This window comes from Marinobacterium profundum (assembly GCF_001528745.1).
Classification (GTDB): Bacteria; Pseudomonadota; Gammaproteobacteria; order Pseudomonadales; family Balneatricaceae; genus Marinobacterium_A; species Marinobacterium_A profundum.
Genome location: NZ_BCNS01000165.1, coordinates 1 through 18,989 on the forward strand (window position 1 = coordinate 1; position 18,989 = coordinate 18,989).

Consider the following 18,989-nt stretch of genomic DNA (forward strand, 5'->3'; position numbering starts at 1 on the left):
CGTCAGGTGTATACTGTGTGTAGGTGTTGTTTTGTGTGTATTGGTAGCCTTCACGAGAGGGTGTTGTTTGTTGTTTTTAATGGATACGTAGTGAATCGAGTGTGACTGGTGGGGGGGGGTCGGCAGCGTCAGATGGGGATAAGGGACAGATGTGATAGTAGGGCGACACCGGATAAAGGCAAAGCGCGCTTTGCCCCGGTGGCGCGACCGCAGCTTCTATTTAATGAGTAAATGGGCCTGCGGGACGGCTCGCCTGCGAGGCGCCAAGCATTTATTCAACGAAAACGCCTCAGCCTCTGGTTGGGGCGTTTTTGTATGTGGCATTTGAAAATGTAAAGCGTAAACGTCCGGGGAACCCATCTTGAGCCGGATATGGTAGTTATCTGATAGTGTCCACCTATTTTCAAGTGGGCACCTATGAAGCCCCGAATAAGTGTCGCCGGTACTCGGCCGAGTTCAAAGTCCGCATTATCGCTCTCTGCCAAAAACCGCATGCCTCGGTCGCCTATCGGACTGGACTACGGGCTCAACGCTAACCTCGTTCATAAATGGATCCGCGCAGCCCGGCAGCCATCTGCCGAGACATAGTCTGCTTTTATCTCGTTGGCGTTACCATCTCAGCCAGACCCGCAAGCCGCTTCTAGCCTTACCGACAGCATTCGCATCGAGATCCCGCGCTCGGGCGTGTGAACTGGCCCCTGGCGCAGGCTGATCGCTGCCTGCCCTGGTTAGAGCAACTTCTCAATGATCCCTATGGATGAGACTTGGCTGGCTACTGCTCCGCTGGGCTGTACCTGGATAGGTCAGTCAGTACTGTTTTGAGGCGTGTACACGCGCGGTGGCGTTTGTGATTGTGAGGCTCGAGTTGATGGGGCATCGCAGCTTAGACGCTAGCGGAGCTGGTACAACCAGGGGGGACTAGTCTTGGAGGGGGTAAGAAAGGTCAAACAGAATTTTCTGCAGCACATAAAAAAACGCCCCCGAACCATCCATGGCTCGGGGGTGTAAAAGTGAGGTGCTCATGGCATCCTTGCCGAGCTGGCTGCTTCCGTGCAACCTTCAGATCCTTCTGAATCCTCATGTAGCTAGTATGGACTTTTACCGGGAAAGCTCTATAGGAAAAAGTCCTAAAGTCCGCTCCTGGTCTGTGAATAGTTGTTGCTGATCCTGTATGCACCGGTGTGCTAGCTGGGTCAGGTGTTATTTTTTAGGCCCCGACTCTATGTGTTGAATGTGTGTATTCTGTGTATAAGGTTTTTGTGGATAACATTGGCCAGGGTTGATCCCGGCTTGTTGTTACATCGGGTACAATTGCTGATCAGAATCTCTGATCCACCATAGTACGGCGCTTAGCGGTAGTTCACTGATAGTTGTTATCAGGTTATTCACAGGCTTGTGCAGGCTTTCTGTGAGCAGTTATCCCCTGAATCGAGCGTCAATTTATGCACAAGGTGTTATTCACAGGCCCATCCGGGCATCTACAGGGTGTTCAATTTTACGGTTTGGGCAGCGTGTGTTTCAGACAAAGGGATCTGACCAGGTGACGAGAACTGTGGGCTCTCTCTGATAGTTTGCGCGAGACGCTGCGTAGCCTCGTTAGTGTCCTCTGCGACGAAGAGGGTTGTGTCGGTCTTCGGCAGCGGAGGGAGGCCTGACTCTACAATGACCATGCCGGGCTCCAGTGTTGAGCGCGGAATTACACCGATCCCTATACCTGCCCGTACCGCAGCAAGTACTCCGGCGCGGCTCTGGCTGATAAAGGCGATGCGATACGCCTTGTCGGTTTGTTGCAGGGCGAGACTGGCGGAGTCCCGGTGAAAGCAACCCTCGACAAAGACCGCCAGTGGCAGCGGGTCGCGTTTATGGACGTCGTGTCGCTCGGAGCGGATCCAGACCAGTTCGTCCGGTTGCAGACGCAGGCCGCCCTCGGATTGTGCCGGCATCTCAACCAGGGCGAGATCCAGTTTGCCTTCGTTCACCAGGGATGCGAGGTATTGGGGCCTGTGATCACAGGTCACCTCCAGTTGCGCTTGCGGGTACGACAGAACAAAGGCTTCGAGAATCGGGGTCAGGGTGCGTGTTGCATATTGATCGTGGGTACCCAGGCGAACCTTGCCGGCAATATCGACGTTGTGGAACGAGCCCAGAATACGGTCATGCAGGTTAAGCAATTGATGTGCATGGCTAATTAGCTGCTCGCCGGCGGGCGTTAGGCGTACGCCGTGCTGCCCGCGAACCAGTAGCTGAGTGTCAACCAGGGACTCCAGACGGTTCAGCTGCATGCTGATAGTGGAGGGCGCACGATGCAGTTGGCTGGCGGCGGCGGTGAGGTTGAGTGTCTGCGCGGTAATGACAAAGGTGCGGAGCAGGCCGATCGGCAATTCAGGCATTTTTCAGTTATCAATAATGTTGAACGAGGTGATCAATATTTATCGATTTACCGAACAAAGGCAAGGAACTAATGTGGCAACTTGTCGGCTCCGCTATTGACGGAGCTTTTCGGTTCTGAGGAAATTTTAAGCATGCGCATGGCAGCGATATTTGGCCTGAATCAGGTCGTAAGTCACGGTTTTGGCGTTTTCCTGTTTGCGGCGCTGCTGCCTCTGATGCGGGAATCGATCAGTATCTCCAACTGGCAGCTGGCCGCCATTGGCGCTTTGACGCAGCTGTCTTATCTGGCCGGCGCGCTGTTGCTGGGGCTTATTGGGCACCGTGTCGGTACAGTGCGTCTGGCACTGGTGACCACCAGCCTCACAACGACGCTGCTATTTCTGATGTCCCAGTTGCGTGATCCGCTACACATCACGCTGGCGCTGATAATTCTCGCGGCCAGCGCGTCGATCAGCTGGGGCACGATCGTGGAAATTATCAGCCGCTATGCCAGCAAGGCAAGTTGTTCGACCAGTATGTCCTGTGCATCCAGCGGAACCGCCTGGGGCTATGGCGCGAATGGTCTGTTGATATTGCTCGTCGTGCCCTTGTTTGGCTGGGAGAGCAGCTGGATTATCGCAGGTGTTATTGGCGTGGTGGCGCTGATGCTGAGCTGGAGACTGCTGAGAGGGTTCCAGCCCACTGTGGTTACTGCAGATGTGAGTGCAGATTCTGCTGCGATTCCTGCCATGAAGCTGCTGGGGGTTATCCTTGGCGAGCGTACAGCCCTGTTTGCCTGCCTCATCTGCTTTCTGGTGGGCTTTAGCGCAATGCCGTTCTCTGCCTGGCTGAATGTCTATCTGGATGAGCTGGGGCTTCCTGCGGCGCTGGGTGGCTACACCTGGACAGTGGTTGGGATTACCGGAATGATCGCGGGCCTTCTTATTGGCAAGCTTGCTGATCGCAAGGGGCACGGCACTGCCTTTACGGTGATATTCAGCGGCTTTGCCATTGGCCTGCTGGCATTCATGTTTGATCCGGCGCGCTGGGCGTTGCTGGCGGGGTTCGGTTACGGGTTGATGTATTTCCCGATGTGGGGCGTGGTGGCCGGCTGGGTGAGCCAGCATTACGGTTCTACCGCAACCATGCAGATCAATGGCGTATGCATGGTCACGTTCGGCCTCGGTGGTGCTATCGGTAATCTGCTGGCGGGCTATCTGCGTGAAGCCACAGGTTCACTCAATCTGGTGTACGACATCCTGACGTTGACGGCCTTGCTGCTGGTCGCGCTGGGTCTGTTTATCAGGCACACAGGTAAAGGTACTGCGGTTGCAGTGGGTAGTGTCCCTCAGTTGCCGGATGCGGCCTGATAGAACTGGCGGTATAGGGCATGAGCGGGGCTTGGGTCGGGTTTGTGCGTTTGCAGGTAGAGTGCTGCCAGGATGCGGGGGTGTATTCTAAATACCAAGTGCAGCGACGCTTACCCGAAGGGTTAGATACGGGATGTGGCTAATAACCCAACTCTGCTTCGATGGAGCCTCTGATAAAGGTGGAGGTGGGGAGGAGATCCAGCACTATTTTTTAGTCACTGATTGTTGGAAAACCACTGCTCAAGGAACTCTATACACTGGACAATTGTTGAGGGTACAAACTGTCGCGCAGGGTACAGGGCGTACAACGTTAGGTTGGGTTTTTTAGACTCCCTCAATACTTCAACAACCTCTCCCTTTTCAAACGCCTCACGGCACACAAAGTCCGGAATAAATCCTACGCCTTGGTTTCGCTTAATCGCCTCCATCATGAAAATAGTACTGTTAACCCGCAATGTTCCTTGAATGGCGACACCGTCTTCAATGGGCCAAATATTTTTCCCTTGGAAATAACTGTATACAAAGCAGTTATGTTCTTTCAGGTCCCGCGGCAAGTTAATAGCGGGGTGGTTGTTTAAATACTCCGGCCCAACACAGACTCTGTACTTGAAGCGCGTCAGAGGGCGCCCGACGTAATTTGAATCGATTGGACGACTGGATGCCCGAAACCCCAAATCAAAACCTTGCTCCACCAGGTCAATATTTTCATCTCCCAGGTGAATGTCTAGCTCAATGTCTGGATAAGACTGCATAAAGTCGGAAAATAATGTTGATAAATCAACGAGGCCTAGTGCCATTGGTGCATTGATCTTCAATTTACCACGGGGATGCTGTTGAAGGTTCTGCACAAAATTATCTGCTTCATCAAGCTTTTCTAGTATTTCCCGTGCCCGTTGCAAATACCCCATACCCACATGAGTCAACTGTAGATTGCGTGTTGAACGATGCAGTAAGCGAGCGCCCAGCGCATCTTCAAGGCGGCTAATTTCCTTGCTAATCATAGACTTGGACGAATTTGTCTGCTCTGCCACTCGGGTAAAACTTCCCAAATCAGCCAGACGTACAAATAGTTGAAGGGCTCGTAGTTTATCCATAAAGATATTTCATCCAAGAAAAACAAAAAAATTGTTTCCATATAGAGAACAGGTGGTTTTCATTCTAGTTATATATGTGCACAAATAAAAGCCCTAAACTTTGTCATGTCGTCTTTAGTCATCGCTTCAAGTGGTACGTATACCAACGATTTAATCACAGATTCAATCAAAAACGAGGGCAATACAATGTACACACTTTATTATGTTCCCGGCGCATGCTCCCTGGCCACTCAAGTGGTTATTCACCAACTGAATCAAACTGTTGAAATAATTAGCAAGCAGCAGGTGAGTGACTTTAACGCCATTAATCCTACTGGTATGGTCCCGGTACTTGTCGATGACGGAAAAACACTACTGGAAGGAGCTGCTGTGATGTTATACCTGCTCAATAAACATCAGAATACCATGCTGCCTTCCACTGGCGCGGCTCGTGAGCAAGCAATTCAAGACATTATGTTTTCCAATGCCACCATGCATCCGGCCTATGGTCGTTTATTTTTTATCGCTCAGTACATTGCCGATGAGAAAGTCAAACAATCATCCTTCGAGGCGGCGGCCCAGTCTATTACTAGTCTATGGCAGGTCGTGGAGCAGCAACTGGCCACGCAAAATTTTCTGGGCGGTGATCGGCCTTCGGCCGCTGATATTATGCTGACAGTATATTCCCGCTGGGGAGCAAGCTTTCCCGTCGAGATCCCGTTGGGGCATAACACCAGGAAAATGGTGAATGCGGTACAGGCAATGGCCAGCTTTCAACGTGCTCTTACTGCCGAACAGCGCCAATCAGCTGCTTAGAGCTATTGCCTGCGGATTCTTAGAATAGTCGCTCAAAGCGAATTGCGAGAGAAGGGAACATGCATGGAAAATACGGCATATACCGGTGATTTCGGCTCGAAAGAATTTGATTCAGTGATGACCCTTGTACGCGACTATTTTGATGGATTGCACTATGGCGAGGTATCGAAGTTAAGAGCCATTTTTCATACGGATGCGTTTCTTAAAGCGCCTGGCTTGCGACGTAGTCTTGATCAGTGGCTTGACGCTGTCGCCAGTCGACCTGTACCTGATCAGCAAGGGCGGCCTTATGATTTCAAACTCATCTCCATTGAAATCATAAAAGACCAGGCCATAGTGAAACTAGAATGTCCACTATTTGATCACTTCTATGTCGACTTCCTGAGTCTTCTGAAAGAAAACGGGCGTTGGTTAGTCGTCAACAAAATGTACTCTGATTTACAGGAAGATTTTCCATGAAAACGCTAAGGATAGAAATGCTCCACAATCCGGTGTGTTCTTGGTGCCTAATAGGATATGCAAACCTGCAGCAAGCGCTTCGTAATCTGAGCATTGAGGCCTCTATCAATTTTTTGCCCTATGAGCTTAATCCCGACATTGGACCAAAGGGTGAGGATATTGATGATCATCTTGGACGGCGTAACCAATGGGGTCAATCGAAGCTGAATGACTATCGCACAAGTTTATTAGCGGTGGCTAAACAAGCCGGTGTTTGTATCGATTTCTCTAAGCGAAGCCGCTATTGCAACAGTAACAAGGCGCACCTCTTGATGCATGGTGCGAAGGATTTAACAGACAACAGGCACTGAATGAACTGATAATTGATGCCTATTTCAAACAGGGATTGGATATCAGCAATACGCAAGTACTACTGGATCTCGTTGAGCAACTGGGTCTGGATCGATCAGAAGGAGAACAGATGCTGATATCGAATGAAATAAATCAACAGTTACTGCTTAAAAATCAGCGTGTGCAGAAATTAAAGCAACCCGGAATACCAGCATTCATTTTTAATGAAACCACTTTGGTTAGCGGTTCTAATTCGGTTGAGTATTTTGAAACAAACAATAATAAGCGTAACGAAAAAGTCAGCCTAGCCTCAGATCTCCTCTAAAAGAGAAGAAAAACTATGCCCTACGTTAATATTAAAATAACCGATGAAAATGTCTCTAATGAACAAAAGCAGGCGCTCATTAAAGGCACCACTCAATTGTTAGTGGATGTGCTTAATAAAAATCCGAAAACCACCTTTGTTGTGATCGACGAGGTGAGTACTGATAATTGGGGTGTCGGTTACGATCAGGTAACGAAGATTCGCCACTTAGCGGATGAGTGAGAGGTACTCGAAGGGCGCGTTACATGGATGTAGCGATGGCCCGCAGGTCGAACCCCGGTTCGATGGAGCCTCTGCCAAACGTCCAGATACAAAAAAGCCTCACTGTTACTAGCGAGGCTTTTTACGTTGGGTTGGTAGTGTGGTGCCCGGAGGCGGATCAAATTGCTGGGTGCAATTTGATATATCGGAGCGCAGCGACGATTACCCGAAGGGTTAGCCACAGGGACGTGGCTAATAATCGAACCCTGGTTCGATGGAGCCTCTGCCAAACGTTCAGACACAAAAAAGCCTCACTATCACTAGCGAGGCTTCCTGACGTATACAGGTAGCGTGGTGCCCGGAGGCGGGCGCATTGCCGGGAGTATTTTTAACTCTAGGCGCCGTGACAATGACTTAGCAGGGTTTTCCAGACACAAAAAAGCCTCACTATCACTAGCGAGGCTTCTGAGTAAGGTGGTGCCCGGAGGCGGAATCGAACCACCGACACGAGGATTTTCAATCCTCTGCTCTACCGACTGAGCTATCCGGGCACAACGGCGAACAATTAAACACGCATGTTCGATTACTGTCAATCCATAAGGCGAATATTTGTTAAATCAGGGGCTTAGGGGCTGTTGGCGTTTGGGGATGCGTTCTGTTGCTCTGCAAAACCCCTCAGACAATGAAGCGAACGCCGCTCAGGGTGGTTCCCTTTGCAAGTTCGCTGAAGCCTTATGAGGGGTTATGCAGCGCAATCCTAACCCTCGATGCCGTAATCTTTGCGGTAGTTCAGTATGGCGTCGATCTGTGACTCCATACCGCCTTTTTCCTGCAGGTAGGCGATCACATCGTTCAGGGTGACGATACTGGCCACTGGCATGCCGTAATCGCGCTCCACTTCCTGAATGGCGGAGAGTTCACCCTGGCCACGTTCCATGCGGTTCAGTGCAATGACCACGCCTGCTGGTGTGGCACCGGCCTGTTGAATGATCTGCATCACTTCACGGATGGCGGTGCCGGCGGTGATGACATCATCAATGATGAGGATCCGGCCCTTGAGCTCGGCGCCGACAAGGTTGCCGCCTTCGCCGTGTGCCTTGGCTTCCTTGCGGTTGAATACGTAGGGTACGTCACGCTGGAAATCTGTGGCCAGGGACACCGCTGCGGTAGTGGCGAGCGGGATTCCCTTGTAGGCCGGTCCAAACAGAACATCGAAGGGGATGCCGGCGTTTTCGATTGCCGCGGCATAGTATTTGCCCAGCCGGGCCAGAGCATCGCCACTGTTAAACAGGCCGGCATTGAAGAAGTAGGGGCTGGTTCGGCCGGATTTGAGTGTAAACTCGCCAAAACGCAATACGCCGCGCTCGATGGCAAATTCGATAAAGGCTCTCTGGTAGTCCTGCATGGGGCTCTCCGCACTAAAAACTGGTCGGCGCCTATGATATCAGCGCCTTTGGCTGCGCTCTATGGCGATTAAGGCCTGCAGAAATTTCAATTTCGGTCGCTAAGCTATACAATTCGTACTTTGTGTTAAGACATTCGCTATTTCGCGCGATTTACAGGATCAACAGACATGCGTGTCATCACCTTCAATACTCAGGGTATTGAACAGGCTACTGATAGAGGTTTTTTCGATTGGATGATTCGCCAGGACGCCGATGTGGTGTGCCTGCAAAATCTGCGCGCGAAAGAATACCAGCTCGATGCCGATCGCTACCATCCAAAGGGTTACCATGCGTTCTTCTTCGATGCGTTCGAGGATGGCTATAGTGGTGTGGCGATCTATACCCGCGAGCTGCCCAAGGCGATCATGACAGGCCTGGGATTCGAGCTGTGCGACTCCCACGGCCGCTTTATTCAGGCGGATTTCGACAAGGTCAGCGTGGCGTCCATGTCGATTCCTCCCGGTCTGAAAAGCCCGGAAGATCAGATCCGCAAGGAAGAGTACATGGAACTCTTCATGGGGCATTTGAAAAAGACATTGCGCAAGCGCCGTGACTTCATCTTCGCTGGTACCTTCCATATTGCCCACAAGCCGGTTGATCTGAGCAACTGGTACGCCAACCAGAGCGTTTCCGGCTTTCTGCCGCAGGAGCGTGTGTGGATGGAAGAAGTGCTGGATGAAATGGGGTTTGTCGATGCATTCCGTCGCGCCAACAAGGCGGAGCGCCAGTACAGCTGGTGGCCTGATTACAACCGTGCCTGGAATCTGAACGAAGGTGCGCGGCTGGATTACCAGATCACCACCGCGAACCTGCGCAACAACGTCAAGGCGGCACGCATTTACCGTGACGAGCAGTTCTCGCAGCATGCGCCTGTCATCGTTGATTACAACATCGGCTAACGCTATGCCATTCGCGACCCTAAGAAGGTGTGCGACATAAAAAAGGGAGCCTGTTCAGGCTCCCTTTTTTCTTGCAGCTTGTATGGCAACCGCAGGGTTTAGCCTGCCAGTGCGGCCTTCTGTGCCTCAACCAGCTCACCGATACCCTTGCGCGCAAGATCCAGCATGGCGTTCAGTTCGTCCTGAGAGTAGGTCGCGCCTTCCGCAGTACCCTGAACCTCAACAAAGCCGCCGCTACCGGTCATGACCACGTTCATGTCGGTGTGGGCCTTGGAGTCTTCGGCGTAATCCAGATCCAGTACCGGTACGCCTTCATAGATGCCGACGGATACCGCTGCCAGCATATGCGCAATAGGGTCACCTTTCATGGCGCCGTTCTTGTCTTTCTTCAGCACATTGATGGCATCCTGCAGTGCGACAAAGGCGCCGGTGATGGATGCCGTGCGGGTGCCGCCGTCGGCCTGCAGCACGTCGCAGTCGATGGTGATGGTGTTCTCGCCGAGCTTCTTGAGGTTCAGTGCAGCGCGCAGTGAGCGGCCGATAAGGCGCTGTATCTCGACGGTGCGCCCGCCCTGCTTGCCGCGGGCGGCTTCACGGTCGGTACGGGTATTGGTGGAGCGAGGCAGCATGCCGTATTCGGCCGTTACCCAGCCCTGGCCACTGCCGCGCAGGAAACGCGGAACACCACGCTCAACGGTGGCAGTGCACAGTACCTTGGTATCGCCGAACTCAATCAGCACCGAACCTTCAGCGTGTTTGGTGAAATTGCGCGTAATTTTGATATCACGCATCTGATCCGGCTGGCGTCCGCTCGGGCGAAGCTTTTTAAGTCCCAGGTCCTGCAGCTGGTCGGAGATGCTCGAGCTCATTGTGATCTGTTACCTTCATCTTTGGAGAGAGCCCGGCGGTGTAGTGACGCAGGCCAGGCTGTTAGAATGGTTATCCGAACAGCCAATTCTAATCGAGATCGGACGACATGACACGCAGTATGACGGCCTTCACCCGCCAGGAGACCCAGGGCGACTGGGGCAGCCTGATATGGGAAATTCGCTCGGTAAACCACCGCTACCTAGAACCCCACCTGCGCTTGCCGGACAGTCTGCGCGAGCTTGAAGGCAGTCTGCGCGAAAAACTGCGCATATCGCTGAGTCGTGGCAAGGTTGAATGCACGCTGCGTTTTGTGCCGGAAACCCAGCAGCAGACGCTAAGCGTTGACCGCGAGTATGCCGCCCAGCTGGTGGCGGCGGCTGAAGAGTTGGGTCAGATGATCAGCGATCGCCAGCCAATCAATCCACTGGAAGTGCTGCGCTGGCCCGGGGTGCTGCTGGAAAGCGAGCTGGATATGGATGCCGTCAAAAAGGAGGCATTAAAACTGTTCAATACAGCACTGGATGATCTTGCCCAGGGGCGCGGTCGTGAGGGCGCGGAGCTGGCGTTACTGATCGCACAGCGCCTGGACAGTATCGAGCTGGTGGTAATCCAGGTGCGGGGGCGTCTGCCCGAGATACTCCAGGGGCAGCGCAACAATCTGCGCAACCGCCTCACCGAGTTGCGGGCTGAGCTGGACGAAACGCGTATCGAGCAGGAGATCGCCCTGCTGGCACAGAAAGCCGATGTAGACGAAGAGCTCGACCGCCTCGATACCCATGTGCAGGAAGTGCGCCGCGTACTGCAACAGAAGGAGCCGGTGGGGCGTCGCCTCGACTTCCTGATGCAGGAACTCAACCGTGAAGCCAACACCCTGTCATCGAAATCCATCGTTGCCGACACAACCCAGTGCGCCGTCGAACTCAAGGTGCTGATCGAGCAGATGCGAGAGCAGATTCAGAACATCGAGTAGTTCTCCTGGTGTTACGCCTCGGTTACAAAAGCTGTTGTCCTGTATTCAGGGAGCGCGCAGTACCTGGGTGCACTGCTGAGGCATGGGCGGAGGCGTGGGTTTGGGGGTTACTTTTGGCTTTGGTGGCGCCGTACCGCGCAGCTGGGCGTAGAACTCGTCGCTGAACCACCAGTCCAGATCTTCGCCACAGGGTGCGTTGAGCACTGGCTGCTGGGGCACGCAGTTCTTGTCGCCGGCGGGGCAGGCCAGGCGCACGTGGAAATGATAGTTGTGTCCCCACCATGGGCGTATCTTGCGCAGCCAGGCGTTATCGCTGCCAGCACTAGCGCACAGCTCGCGCTTGATGGTGGGGTGAACAAAGATTCGTTCGACCCTGGGGTCTTCGGAGGCCAGGCGCAGTATGCGTGGGGTTCTCTGATCCCAGTTCGCTTCGATCAGGCGGTGCGCCTTTGCGTCGGCGAGGGGGACGGCGGAGATATTGTTGCGCTCCCACGCGGTCAGGGGGCGCTGCGACGTGCGTGCGTCCTGCGAGTACCAGATATCCGCATCCAGCCCCAGCTGATGACTGCGGTGGCCGTAGCTGAAGGGGCCGCCACGGGCCATGGACATATCGCCTATCTGCAGCTGACCAAGACCCTGCTGCGCCACCCGGGTGGAAAAGTCCTTCAGGAAACCGATCAAGGCCGGATTGCCGTAATGGCGGTCACGCTCGGTGCGCATAAGCTGGAAACCCTCGCCGCGAGTCGGCATTTGCTCGGCGCCGCTGAGGCAGCCATTGGTGTACTGGCCAATGCTCGCGGAAGGCTGCGAGGACGGTGCCTTGACGCCTTCCCAGAGATTGGCGCCGCTGACTGCAGCGCCGCTGAGTACCATGGCGCCGCCGACGAGTATCGAGTAAAGGGGTTTCATAATCATAAGCACTCTAGTGTCGGGTCCAGGCTCACAGTATAGAGCTGCATCTAACGCGTCTGAAAACGGGAACTGTTCCAGGCAGGGGCCCTCGCTGTTAGACGCGGATTAAGGGCCGTGTTTGACGGTGTGATCAACGAGGCCGCAAGCCAAATTCTCTGTGCCTATTCGGCCTGCCGCCAGAACGACGACTTGCGGCCGTGTCTTTCGCGCAGCGCCGTCTCGAAACCCGCCCGGTCAGAAAAAGGATGGTAGTTCGCAATGTCGGTATCAAGCTGGGCGAGGTTTTTGTAGTAGCGGGCCGCGTGGCCATAGGCATTGCTGCGGCCGCTGTCGAGTATGTCTTCCAGCAGGGTGCGGTAGCAGATCGCAGCCGCCAGGGCGTGGCCGTTGTGGCTGAAGGTCTGCGCCCAGCGCGCCAGGGTGTTGTAGCCCACAGAATCCAGGCTGTCGGCCCGCTCCAGTGCCGTCCTGGCCGCCAGATCCTGTGCATCCAGCGCGATCAGGGTCGCAATGGCGCTGTAGAGGCTGCCGGCTGCCAGCGCCCTGTCGATAGCGCCGTCGCGCACGGCGTCTTTTTCGTGTTCGGGCAGTACGTCCAGCAGGGCCTGCAGCCTGTCGAAGTCGGGGTCGGCGTCATAGGCGCTGCGCCTCAGGCTGATCAGCTCGTCGGTCTGGCCGAGCAGCGACAGGGTTTTGTCGAGCAGGCGTCCATGGTCGGATGCGAAATGGGCGCTCCAGGGCTCCTGCAGCCATTTCAGCGCGCTCTGACCGTCGTCAATCGACAGGCAGAACTCGATAATACTGCGCTTTTGCTGCTCGTTTGGCTGCGGCGAGTGCAGCAGCGTTGCGCGTTCATACAGGCGAACATCGCCGAGTGCCTCGGCGACCGCGGTCAGTCCCAGGGTCGCCTGGAACTCTGCATGGTTGTAAGGATCATTGTTGTCATCTTTACCGGCGGCACCTTTGATGTCTCCCTCGAAGCGCCAGGCCAACTGCGTGAGCTCCTCTTTGGATAGTAATGTCGCTGAGTTCGGTATCAGGTTGTCCCAGATGGCGTAGTCGTTGGCCTGAAAGCGGGCATAGATTTCCTGTGGCCAGTCGGTTTTGCAGCTGTTTGTCCGGCGCCATAGGGTCGCGGCACGCAGCCAAAGCTGGACCGCCTCGTGGTAGGCATCGCCAATCGAACCGCTGGAATCGTCGGCCCGGTCATAGCTGTTCGGGTGCGTGGCGCAGAACAGGTCTGCTAGCTCGAAGGCGGCCCTGGGGGCCTGCTCAAGCAGAGGTTCTATATCCGTGATAATGGCTTCAAGCGTCAGGCTGAAACCGTGGCTTTCCCGGTAGGGAATAAAACGTCGGCCGCGCTTGATCGACTGGATACGTTTTTTGAGCGACCGGGCGAGCGCTGTCGGGTCGCTGCGCAGCAGCTGGCTTTCGATACGGTGATCGATGTCCGCGTGCCGGCCATGGATAGACTCGATGAGATCCGCGAGGCTGTCCACCGGCATGGATCTGAGTAAGTGTTTTAGCTCTGCGTTCAACAGACCGGCTCCTTTTGCTTGGGAGGCTGGACGAAAAGCCCGATGGTAACGGGTTGGCTTGCCGCCGTGAAGTAGTGTCTGTTTCCGGGTATTGCCTGCGCGGGTTGTCGTTTTGATGTCATTGATTGTCGATTGAGTGCCATCCTGACCGGGGCGCTTCGCCTTAAACTCGTGCAGAGGCTGTCGCCTGGGCAGCTGCAACGACGTTAGGAACAGAGACATGATCGACAACAGTGCTGCTTTTGAAACCGCAGGCTACGGCCGTTACCCCGTGTCCCATCTGCCGCTTCGCATCGAGACGGGCCCCGAGTCTCTGCGTCTGGTCTGGGACGATGGCCGCGAGAGTGAGTTTCACTACCTGTGGCTGCGGGACAACTGTCCCTGCGCGAGCTGCGTATCCACGCTAACACGGGAGCAGCTGTTCGAGATCTGTGATGTGTCGCTGTCTATTCAGCCCTCGGAGGCGCGGCTGGATGACGACTATCTGACCATTCAGTGGCTGGGTGACGGACACAGTAGCCGCTTTCATCCCGGCTGGCTGCGCACCCATTGCTACAGCGAGCAGGCCCGGGCAGAGCGGCAGTGGCAGCCCGAAATTTGGGACAAGGCCGCGATCGAAGTCTGCCTGCCCAAATACGATTACGCCGACATGATGCAGGATGATGCAGTTTTACTGCGCTGGTTGCGAAAGCTGCGTGATTGTGGCATTTCCCTGCTGCAAAATACCGATACAAGACCCGGCACTCTGCAGCAGGTGGCCGAGCGTATTTCTTTTATTCGGGAAACCAACTTCGGCACCCTGTTCGATGTGCGCTCCAAGCCCGATGCCAATACAGCGGCCTACACCACTTTGCGTCTGCCGCTGCATACGGATTTGCCGACACGGGAGCTGCAGCCTGGCCTGCAGTTTCTGCATTGCCTGGAAAATGATGCCAGCGGTGGCGAGTCGATTCTGGTGGATGGCTTTCGCATTGCCGAGCATATGCGTGAAGAATATCCCGACGACTTCGCTGCTCTCAGTCGCCTGCCGATGGATTTTTACAACAAGGATCGCAACAGCGATTACCGTTTCCGCGGGCCTGCGCTGGTGCTTGATGGTCAGGGGACTGTGATCGAGGTACGTTTTGCCAACTTCCTGCGGGGCCCGCTGGATGTGCCGGCCGATCAGGTAGTGCGGCATTATCGCGCCTACAGTACCTTTATCCGCCTGACCCGCGAGCCTCGCTTCCAGTTTGAATATCGTCTGGTGCCCGGCGACCTGCTGGTGTTCGATAACCGACGTGTGCTGCATGCGCGCCGCGCATTTGACCTGCAACAGGGCCAGCGTCATCTGCAGGGCTGCTATGTCGACCGTGACGAACTGCTGTCTCGCATTCGGGTGCTTGAACGCAGTCTATAGCTTGCCTGGATCGCAACCCGACATGTTGTGATGTTGGGTTACGACCCTGCGGGCCTGCACCCAACCTACATGGTACTGGTACTACGTCTTTGCTCCCCCGGTGTCATGTCGAAATGACGCCGGTAGCTGCGACAGAAGTGCGATGCGGATGCAAAGCCGCAGGCACCGCCCACCTCACACACACTCAGGTCCGTTTCCTGCAGCAGCTGCCGGGCGCGTTCGAGGCGCAGCCTCAGGTAATAGGCCGATGGCGATGCATCTAGAAAGCGCTGGCACAGACGTTCCAGCTGACGCAGGGAGATAAAGGCGCTGCGGGCCAGGTCCGCCGGCGTCAGGGGCGTTTCGATGTGCTGCTCCATCAGGCCCAGTACCCTGATCAGGCGTGGATGATGAATGTTGAGCTGACGCGGCAGGCCTATGCGTTGTTGATCCGAGGGCGGGCGTATGCCGTTCTTGATGCACTGATCACAAATCTGCAGTGCCAGTGCTGTGCCTGATTGTTGCTGAATCAGGTGCAGCATCATGTCGGTGGCGGCTGTGCCGCCGGCGCAGGTGATGCGGTTGCGGCCGATTTCGAACAGTTCCGGGCTGATCAGAATGTCGGGGTAGGTTTCCTGGAATGCCGGTACGGCTTCCCAGTGCAGCGTGACCCTGTGGCCTTTGAGCAGGCCTGCACGGGCCAGCAGGTAGCAGCCGGTATCCAGCGCGCCCAATAGGCTGTTGCGCCGATTCAGGCGGCGTAGCCAGTCGACAGCTTCAGGGCTCTGATGGCGCTCGGGGTGAAAGCTGGCATTGACGAACAGATTGCGCGGCGTTTCGACCTTATGCATGTCCAGGTGCGTTTGCAGCGCCATCTGATTGCTGGCGACTACGGCCTGGCCATTTTCGCTCAGGCATTGCCAGCGATACAGCTCACGACCTGCCAGGCGGTTGGCGATGCGCAGTGGCTCTATGGCCGACAGCAGCGACACCATGGCGTATTCCGGCAACAGCAGAAAGGAGACAGTGGTAACGCCGTCAGCATCGGGATGCAAAATGGGGGGCACAGTGGTTGCCACGGCAGGGCCTGCAAGTACCGGCGTTTTTGCGGTGGCTGAAGAGGTGCCTTGTGTGGCGGTTCTGGATTGGGTAGAGAGTGCGGATGGGTGCATGTGAACTCCCTGCTATTCCCTGTCGATAAACGCAGGGAGCCGCCACGATCTTGAATCACGGCGGCTCGGCTGCAGTTACTCAGTGACTCAACTGCCTGTTAGTCGCTCTGGGTCACAGGGCGTGGAGCTGGCACCGCACCCGACTCTTGCCACAGGGATTTCAGTACCCCGAAGGTCATGGCCAGAATGACCAGGCTCAGGGGCAGTGCTGCGGCCATCAATGCGGTTTGCAGGGCGCTCAAGCCCCCGGCCAGCAGCAGTACGGCGGCGACCAGGCCAATGACCAGGCCCCAGAAGATGCGGAACAGTTTTGGCGGCTCGTCATTGCCCAACGACAGTATAGTGGTCAGCACCAGGGTGCTGGAGTCCGATGAGGTGACGAACCAGCTCATCAGCAGGAACACCATCAGCGCCGAGATGATCCAGCCCAGGGTGCCTGTGCCTGCGATGCCATCGGAGCTGGCGAAGAGTGCCGCAGGCAAATTCCAGGCATTGACCAGATCAATCAGGCCGGCCGTACCGGGGCCGCCCGTAGCGTGCAGTTCCTGCCACAGGGCCGTGCCACCAAAAATGCCCAACCAGATAAAGATCACCAGGGTTGGAACCAGCAGCACGCCGAGAACAAATTCACGCAGGGTGCGGCCACGGGAAATGCGGGCTATAAACAGGCCGACAAAGGGAGCCCAGGCCAGCCACCAGCCCCAGTAAAATACGGTCCAGCCATTCTGCCAGGCTGCGGGGCCCGCTTCTTCCGGGAACCAGAGACCCATCTGCACAAAGTTGGCCAGATAATCCCCCAGGGATTCGGCAAAAACGCTCAGTAGCCAGCTGGTGGGGCCTGCGAACAGAAAGAAGCCGATCACCAGCACCGAGATAATGATGTTCCATTCGGAGATGATCTTGATTCCGCGGTTAACGCCGGAGATGGCCGACAGAATCGAGATAACGGAAATGACCGCGATCAGTATCAGCTGGGTATTGAGGCCAGGATCCACGCCGATCAGGCGCTCAAGCCCTACCGACATCTGGCTGACGCCAAGTCCCAGGGAGGTGGCGACGCCAAAGACGCAGCCCAGCACGCCGAGCAGGTCGACTACATGGCCGATGGGGCCGTAGATACGATCACCAATAAAGGGGTAGAGCGCGGAGCGCAGTGCCAGCGGCAGTTTCTTGCGGTAGGCGAAGTAGGCCAGTGACAGGCCAACGATGACGTAAACGGCCCAGCCGTGGAAGCCCCAGTGGAAGAAGGTGACGCGCAGCGCATCGACCGCGCGGTCGTGGCCGATGGCGGTGGCGCCGGCCATGTCGGCGTAGGGGTTGTTGGGGTAGCCAAAAGCGCCGCTGTTATCGAGGTAAAAGATGGGCTCGGCGACGCCAAAAAACAGAATGCCAATACCGATACCGGCGGAAAACAGCATCGAGAACCAGGAAAAATTACTGAATTCCGGGCGGCTGTCGTCATCGCCCAGGCGGATACGCCCGTGGCGGCTGAATACGATGTAGCAGCAGGTGGCGATCAGGAAAACGATGGTGACCAGGTAGTACCAGCCAAAGGTAGCTTCGATCCAGCTGCGGGCACTGCCAAAAATACTGCTGGCAAGCTCCGCATTGAGGCCGGTGAAAAGTACGAAGGCGAGAACCAGGCCTGCTGCGGCCAGAGTCATGCCTTTGTGCATGTCTTTGAAAATGCCCTCGCGGGCCAGGGAGTCGGCCCTGAAAACGGGGCTGTCACTCTCTGGACTTTGTTGTTCTATCGACATTCTAGTGGTCTCCGATGAGCCATGATTTTGGGCAAGGTCAGTGCTATATGGATACACAATCTCCTGAGTGTTAAACGCACAAGGCGTGACGGCAGGGCTCTGTCGTCACGCCGTTATTTCAGCGGCGGATGCCGTGTTCGTCGCGGTATTCCTGCAGCGTTTGCATGATGCGGATCAGGCAGTCGTCACGTTCCTGGATCAGGTCGTTGATCGAGGCGCCATTGGCCTGGGTCAGACAGCCGGCGACCATATCGTCTTTGAGCTGCTGCGTCAGCTCGGGTGCTTCCAGTCGGGTCCAGGGTTCTTTGAGGGAGTCCTCAAAATGGTCCAGCAGGTGCGCCATGCCGCCTTGTCCGCCGCCCAGGTGGTAGGTCAGGCAGTGGCCCATGATGGCCCAGCGCAGACCCGGCCCGTAGGCGATGGCCTTGTCGATGTCTTCAACCGAGCATTCATTGTTGGCCACCATGTGCAGGGCTTCGCGCCACAGGGCTTCCTGCAGGCGGTTGCCGATAAAGCCCGGGAGTTCCTTGTCCATCTTGGCGACCTGTTTCTCGATCGCTTCGTAGAAGGCTGCGGTCCAGTCGACCACTTCCTGGCTGGTGCGCTTGCCGCCACAGACTTCGCAAAAAGGCACCAGGTAGGGCGGGTTGAACGGGTGACCTACGACGAAGCGGTCGGCCTGGTGTTGTACTTCAACGGCCATGTCGGACATGGCAAAACCCGAGGTGCTGGAAATGATCACCACTTCCGGCGGTGCCAGGCGATCGAGTTCGACGAACAGGGCGCGCTTGGCTTCGAGGTTCTCCGGCGTGCTTTCCTGAATCACTTCGACGCTGTTGACCAGCTCTTCCAGGCTGTCGGCAAATCGCAGTCGCTGCGGGCTGGCACCTTCGCGCAGGCCGAGTTTCACCATGGTTGGCCAGATATGGTCCACCATCGCCAGCAGTTTTTCGCGCGCATTGGGGCCTGGATCATAGGCGACCACATCCATGCCCATTCTCAGAAAGTGCAGCGCCCAGGCGCCGCCGATAACGCCGGTGCCGAGTACGCCGGCCTTGGTAACTTCAGTAGGTAAGGGACGATTCATTTTGATTGTTCCGT

18 protein-coding genes and 1 tRNA gene are annotated in these 18,989 nt (G+C 55.7%); 9 read left to right on the forward strand and 10 right to left on the reverse strand.

Going from position 1 to position 18,989, the window contains the following annotated elements:
* Positions 1-1,478: 1,478 nt before the first annotated feature.
* On the reverse strand, positions 1,479-2,390 hold the full coding sequence (locus MPRO_RS19820; protein ID WP_067297192.1) for a LysR family transcriptional regulator: 912 nt from the start codon (positions 2,388-2,390) through the stop codon (positions 1,479-1,481).
* A gap of 132 nt (positions 2,391-2,522) precedes the next feature.
* Between MPRO_RS19820 and MPRO_RS19825 the strand changes: the two genes are divergently transcribed.
* The gene (locus MPRO_RS19825; protein ID WP_067297195.1) at positions 2,523-3,740 is read left to right on the forward strand and encodes an MFS transporter; all 1,218 of its coding nucleotides are present in this window, start codon (positions 2,523-2,525) and stop codon (positions 3,738-3,740) included.
* Positions 3,741-3,955: 215 nt separating this feature from the next.
* Here the strand turns inward: MPRO_RS19825 and MPRO_RS19830 are convergent, their stop codons facing one another.
* Positions 3,956-4,834 carry a LysR family transcriptional regulator gene (locus MPRO_RS19830; protein ID WP_067297198.1) on the reverse strand — a complete coding sequence of 293 codons (879 nt, stop codon included), beginning with the start codon at positions 4,832-4,834 and terminating at the stop codon, positions 3,956-3,958.
* Positions 4,835-5,020: 186 nt separating this feature from the next.
* Between MPRO_RS19830 and MPRO_RS19835 the strand changes: the two genes are divergently transcribed.
* From MPRO_RS19835 to MPRO_RS19850, 5 genes are all read left to right on the forward strand, one after another.
* Positions 5,021-5,629: a glutathione S-transferase family protein gene (locus tag MPRO_RS19835; protein WP_067297201.1), complete on the forward strand. Its 609-nt coding sequence runs from the start codon at positions 5,021-5,023 to the stop codon at positions 5,627-5,629.
* Positions 5,630-5,692: 63 nt separating this feature from the next.
* Positions 5,693-6,088: a nuclear transport factor 2 family protein gene (locus MPRO_RS19840; RefSeq protein ID WP_067297205.1), complete on the forward strand. Its 396-nt coding sequence runs from the start codon at positions 5,693-5,695 to the stop codon at positions 6,086-6,088.
* Positions 6,085-6,438, forward strand: a complete 354-nt coding sequence (locus tag MPRO_RS26215) for a DsbA family oxidoreductase (protein ID WP_216821340.1) — start codon at positions 6,085-6,087, stop codon at positions 6,436-6,438. Before MPRO_RS19840 ends, MPRO_RS26215 begins: the two co-directional genes overlap by 4 nt.
* A gap of 35 nt (positions 6,439-6,473) precedes the next feature.
* On the forward strand, positions 6,474-6,743 hold the full coding sequence (locus MPRO_RS26220; RefSeq protein WP_245635154.1) for a DsbA family protein: 270 nt from the start codon (positions 6,474-6,476) through the stop codon (positions 6,741-6,743).
* A 15-nt stretch (positions 6,744-6,758) separates the two neighbouring features.
* Positions 6,759-6,965: a tautomerase family protein gene (locus MPRO_RS19850; RefSeq protein WP_067297208.1), complete on the forward strand. Its 207-nt coding sequence runs from the start codon at positions 6,759-6,761 to the stop codon at positions 6,963-6,965.
* Positions 6,966-7,419: 454 nt separating this feature from the next.
* On the opposite strand, the gene MPRO_RS19855 is transcribed toward MPRO_RS19850, so the two are convergent.
* Together MPRO_RS19855 and pyrE are read right to left on the reverse strand one after the other, a co-directional pair.
* Positions 7,420-7,495: transfer RNA gene (locus MPRO_RS19855), tRNA-Phe, on the reverse strand.
* A gap of 206 nt (positions 7,496-7,701) precedes the next feature.
* Complete coding sequence (gene pyrE, locus MPRO_RS19860; protein ID WP_067297211.1) at positions 7,702-8,349, reverse strand: orotate phosphoribosyltransferase; 648 nt, start codon at positions 8,347-8,349, stop codon at positions 7,702-7,704.
* 168 nt (positions 8,350-8,517) lie between these two features.
* Between pyrE and MPRO_RS19865 the strand changes: the two genes are divergently transcribed.
* On the forward strand, positions 8,518-9,288 hold the full coding sequence (locus tag MPRO_RS19865) for an exodeoxyribonuclease III (RefSeq protein WP_067297214.1): 771 nt from the start codon (positions 8,518-8,520) through the stop codon (positions 9,286-9,288).
* Positions 9,289-9,386: 98 nt separating this feature from the next.
* On the opposite strand, the gene rph is transcribed toward MPRO_RS19865, so the two are convergent.
* Positions 9,387-10,157 (reverse strand): ribonuclease PH, encoded by a 771-nt coding sequence (gene rph, locus MPRO_RS19870; RefSeq protein ID WP_067297217.1) that lies wholly within the window; start codon positions 10,155-10,157, stop codon positions 9,387-9,389.
* Between the two features lie 107 nt (positions 10,158-10,264).
* Here rph and MPRO_RS19875 point away from each other — a divergent pair, with 107 nt between their 5' ends.
* Positions 10,265-11,128: a YicC/YloC family endoribonuclease gene (locus MPRO_RS19875; RefSeq protein WP_067297220.1), complete on the forward strand. Its 864-nt coding sequence runs from the start codon at positions 10,265-10,267 to the stop codon at positions 11,126-11,128.
* Between the two features lie 45 nt (positions 11,129-11,173).
* On the opposite strand, the gene mepA is transcribed toward MPRO_RS19875, so the two are convergent.
* Positions 11,174-12,043, reverse strand: coding sequence for a penicillin-insensitive murein endopeptidase (gene mepA / locus MPRO_RS19880; protein ID WP_173645530.1), 870 nt, complete (start codon positions 12,041-12,043; stop codon positions 11,174-11,176).
* A gap of 158 nt (positions 12,044-12,201) precedes the next feature.
* Positions 12,202-13,578: a DUF6880 family protein gene (locus MPRO_RS19885; protein WP_158651890.1), complete on the reverse strand. Its 1,377-nt coding sequence runs from the start codon at positions 13,576-13,578 to the stop codon at positions 12,202-12,204.
* A gap of 220 nt (positions 13,579-13,798) precedes the next feature.
* Between MPRO_RS19885 and MPRO_RS19890 the strand changes: the two genes are divergently transcribed.
* The gene (locus MPRO_RS19890; protein WP_067297225.1) at positions 13,799-14,977 is read left to right on the forward strand and encodes a gamma-butyrobetaine dioxygenase; all 1,179 of its coding nucleotides are present in this window, start codon (positions 13,799-13,801) and stop codon (positions 14,975-14,977) included.
* 65 nt (positions 14,978-15,042) lie between these two features.
* Here MPRO_RS19890 and MPRO_RS19895 read toward each other — a convergent pair whose 3' ends face one another.
* The 3 genes from MPRO_RS19895 to MPRO_RS19905 all read right to left on the reverse strand — a co-directional run bounded on the left by MPRO_RS19895 (position 15,043) and on the right by MPRO_RS19905 (position 18,975).
* Positions 15,043-16,128 carry a GlxA family transcriptional regulator gene (locus tag MPRO_RS19895; RefSeq protein WP_082708998.1) on the reverse strand — a complete coding sequence of 362 codons (1,086 nt, stop codon included), beginning with the start codon at positions 16,126-16,128 and terminating at the stop codon, positions 15,043-15,045.
* Positions 16,129-16,226: 98 nt separating this feature from the next.
* On the reverse strand, positions 16,227-17,888 hold the full coding sequence (locus MPRO_RS19900) for a BCCT family transporter (RefSeq protein WP_067297228.1): 1,662 nt from the start codon (positions 17,886-17,888) through the stop codon (positions 16,227-16,229).
* 118 nt (positions 17,889-18,006) lie between these two features.
* Positions 18,007-18,975 (reverse strand): 3-hydroxyacyl-CoA dehydrogenase NAD-binding domain-containing protein, encoded by a 969-nt coding sequence (locus MPRO_RS19905; protein ID WP_067297231.1) that lies wholly within the window; start codon positions 18,973-18,975, stop codon positions 18,007-18,009.
* Positions 18,976-18,989 lie beyond the last annotated feature (14 nt).

Coding starts and splice junctions, on each gene's coding strand:
- MPRO_RS19875 (WP_067297220.1), top strand. CDS start 10,265: ATGACACGCAGTATGACGGCCTTCACCCGCCAGGAGACCCAGGGCGAC.
- MPRO_RS19865 (WP_067297214.1), top strand. CDS start 8,518: ATGCGTGTCATCACCTTCAATACTCAGGGTATTGAACAGGCTACTGAT.
- MPRO_RS26215 (WP_216821340.1), top strand. CDS start 6,085: ATGAAAACGCTAAGGATAGAAATGCTCCACAATCCGGTGTGTTCTTGG.
- rph (WP_067297217.1), bottom strand. CDS start 10,157: ATGAGCTCGAGCATCTCCGACCAGCTGCAGGACCTGGGACTTAAAAAG.
- MPRO_RS19895 (WP_082708998.1), bottom strand. CDS start 16,128: ATGCACCCATCCGCACTCTCTACCCAATCCAGAACCGCCACACAAGGC.
- MPRO_RS19830 (WP_067297198.1), bottom strand. CDS start 4,834: ATGGATAAACTACGAGCCCTTCAACTATTTGTACGTCTGGCTGATTTG.
- MPRO_RS19850 (WP_067297208.1), top strand. CDS start 6,759: ATGCCCTACGTTAATATTAAAATAACCGATGAAAATGTCTCTAATGAA.
- MPRO_RS19820 (WP_067297192.1), bottom strand. CDS start 2,390: ATGCCTGAATTGCCGATCGGCCTGCTCCGCACCTTTGTCATTACCGCG.
- MPRO_RS19905 (WP_067297231.1), bottom strand. CDS start 18,975: ATGAATCGTCCCTTACCTACTGAAGTTACCAAGGCCGGCGTACTCGGC.
- MPRO_RS19900 (WP_067297228.1), bottom strand. CDS start 17,888: ATGTCGATAGAACAACAAAGTCCAGAGAGTGACAGCCCCGTTTTCAGG.
- mepA (WP_173645530.1), bottom strand. CDS start 12,043: ATGATTATGAAACCCCTTTACTCGATACTCGTCGGCGGCGCCATGGTA.
- pyrE (WP_067297211.1), bottom strand. CDS start 8,349: ATGCAGGACTACCAGAGAGCCTTTATCGAATTTGCCATCGAGCGCGGC.
- MPRO_RS19890 (WP_067297225.1), top strand. CDS start 13,799: ATGATCGACAACAGTGCTGCTTTTGAAACCGCAGGCTACGGCCGTTAC.
- MPRO_RS19835 (WP_067297201.1), top strand. CDS start 5,021: ATGTACACACTTTATTATGTTCCCGGCGCATGCTCCCTGGCCACTCAA.
- MPRO_RS19840 (WP_067297205.1), top strand. CDS start 5,693: ATGGAAAATACGGCATATACCGGTGATTTCGGCTCGAAAGAATTTGAT.
- MPRO_RS19825 (WP_067297195.1), top strand. CDS start 2,523: ATGCGCATGGCAGCGATATTTGGCCTGAATCAGGTCGTAAGTCACGGT.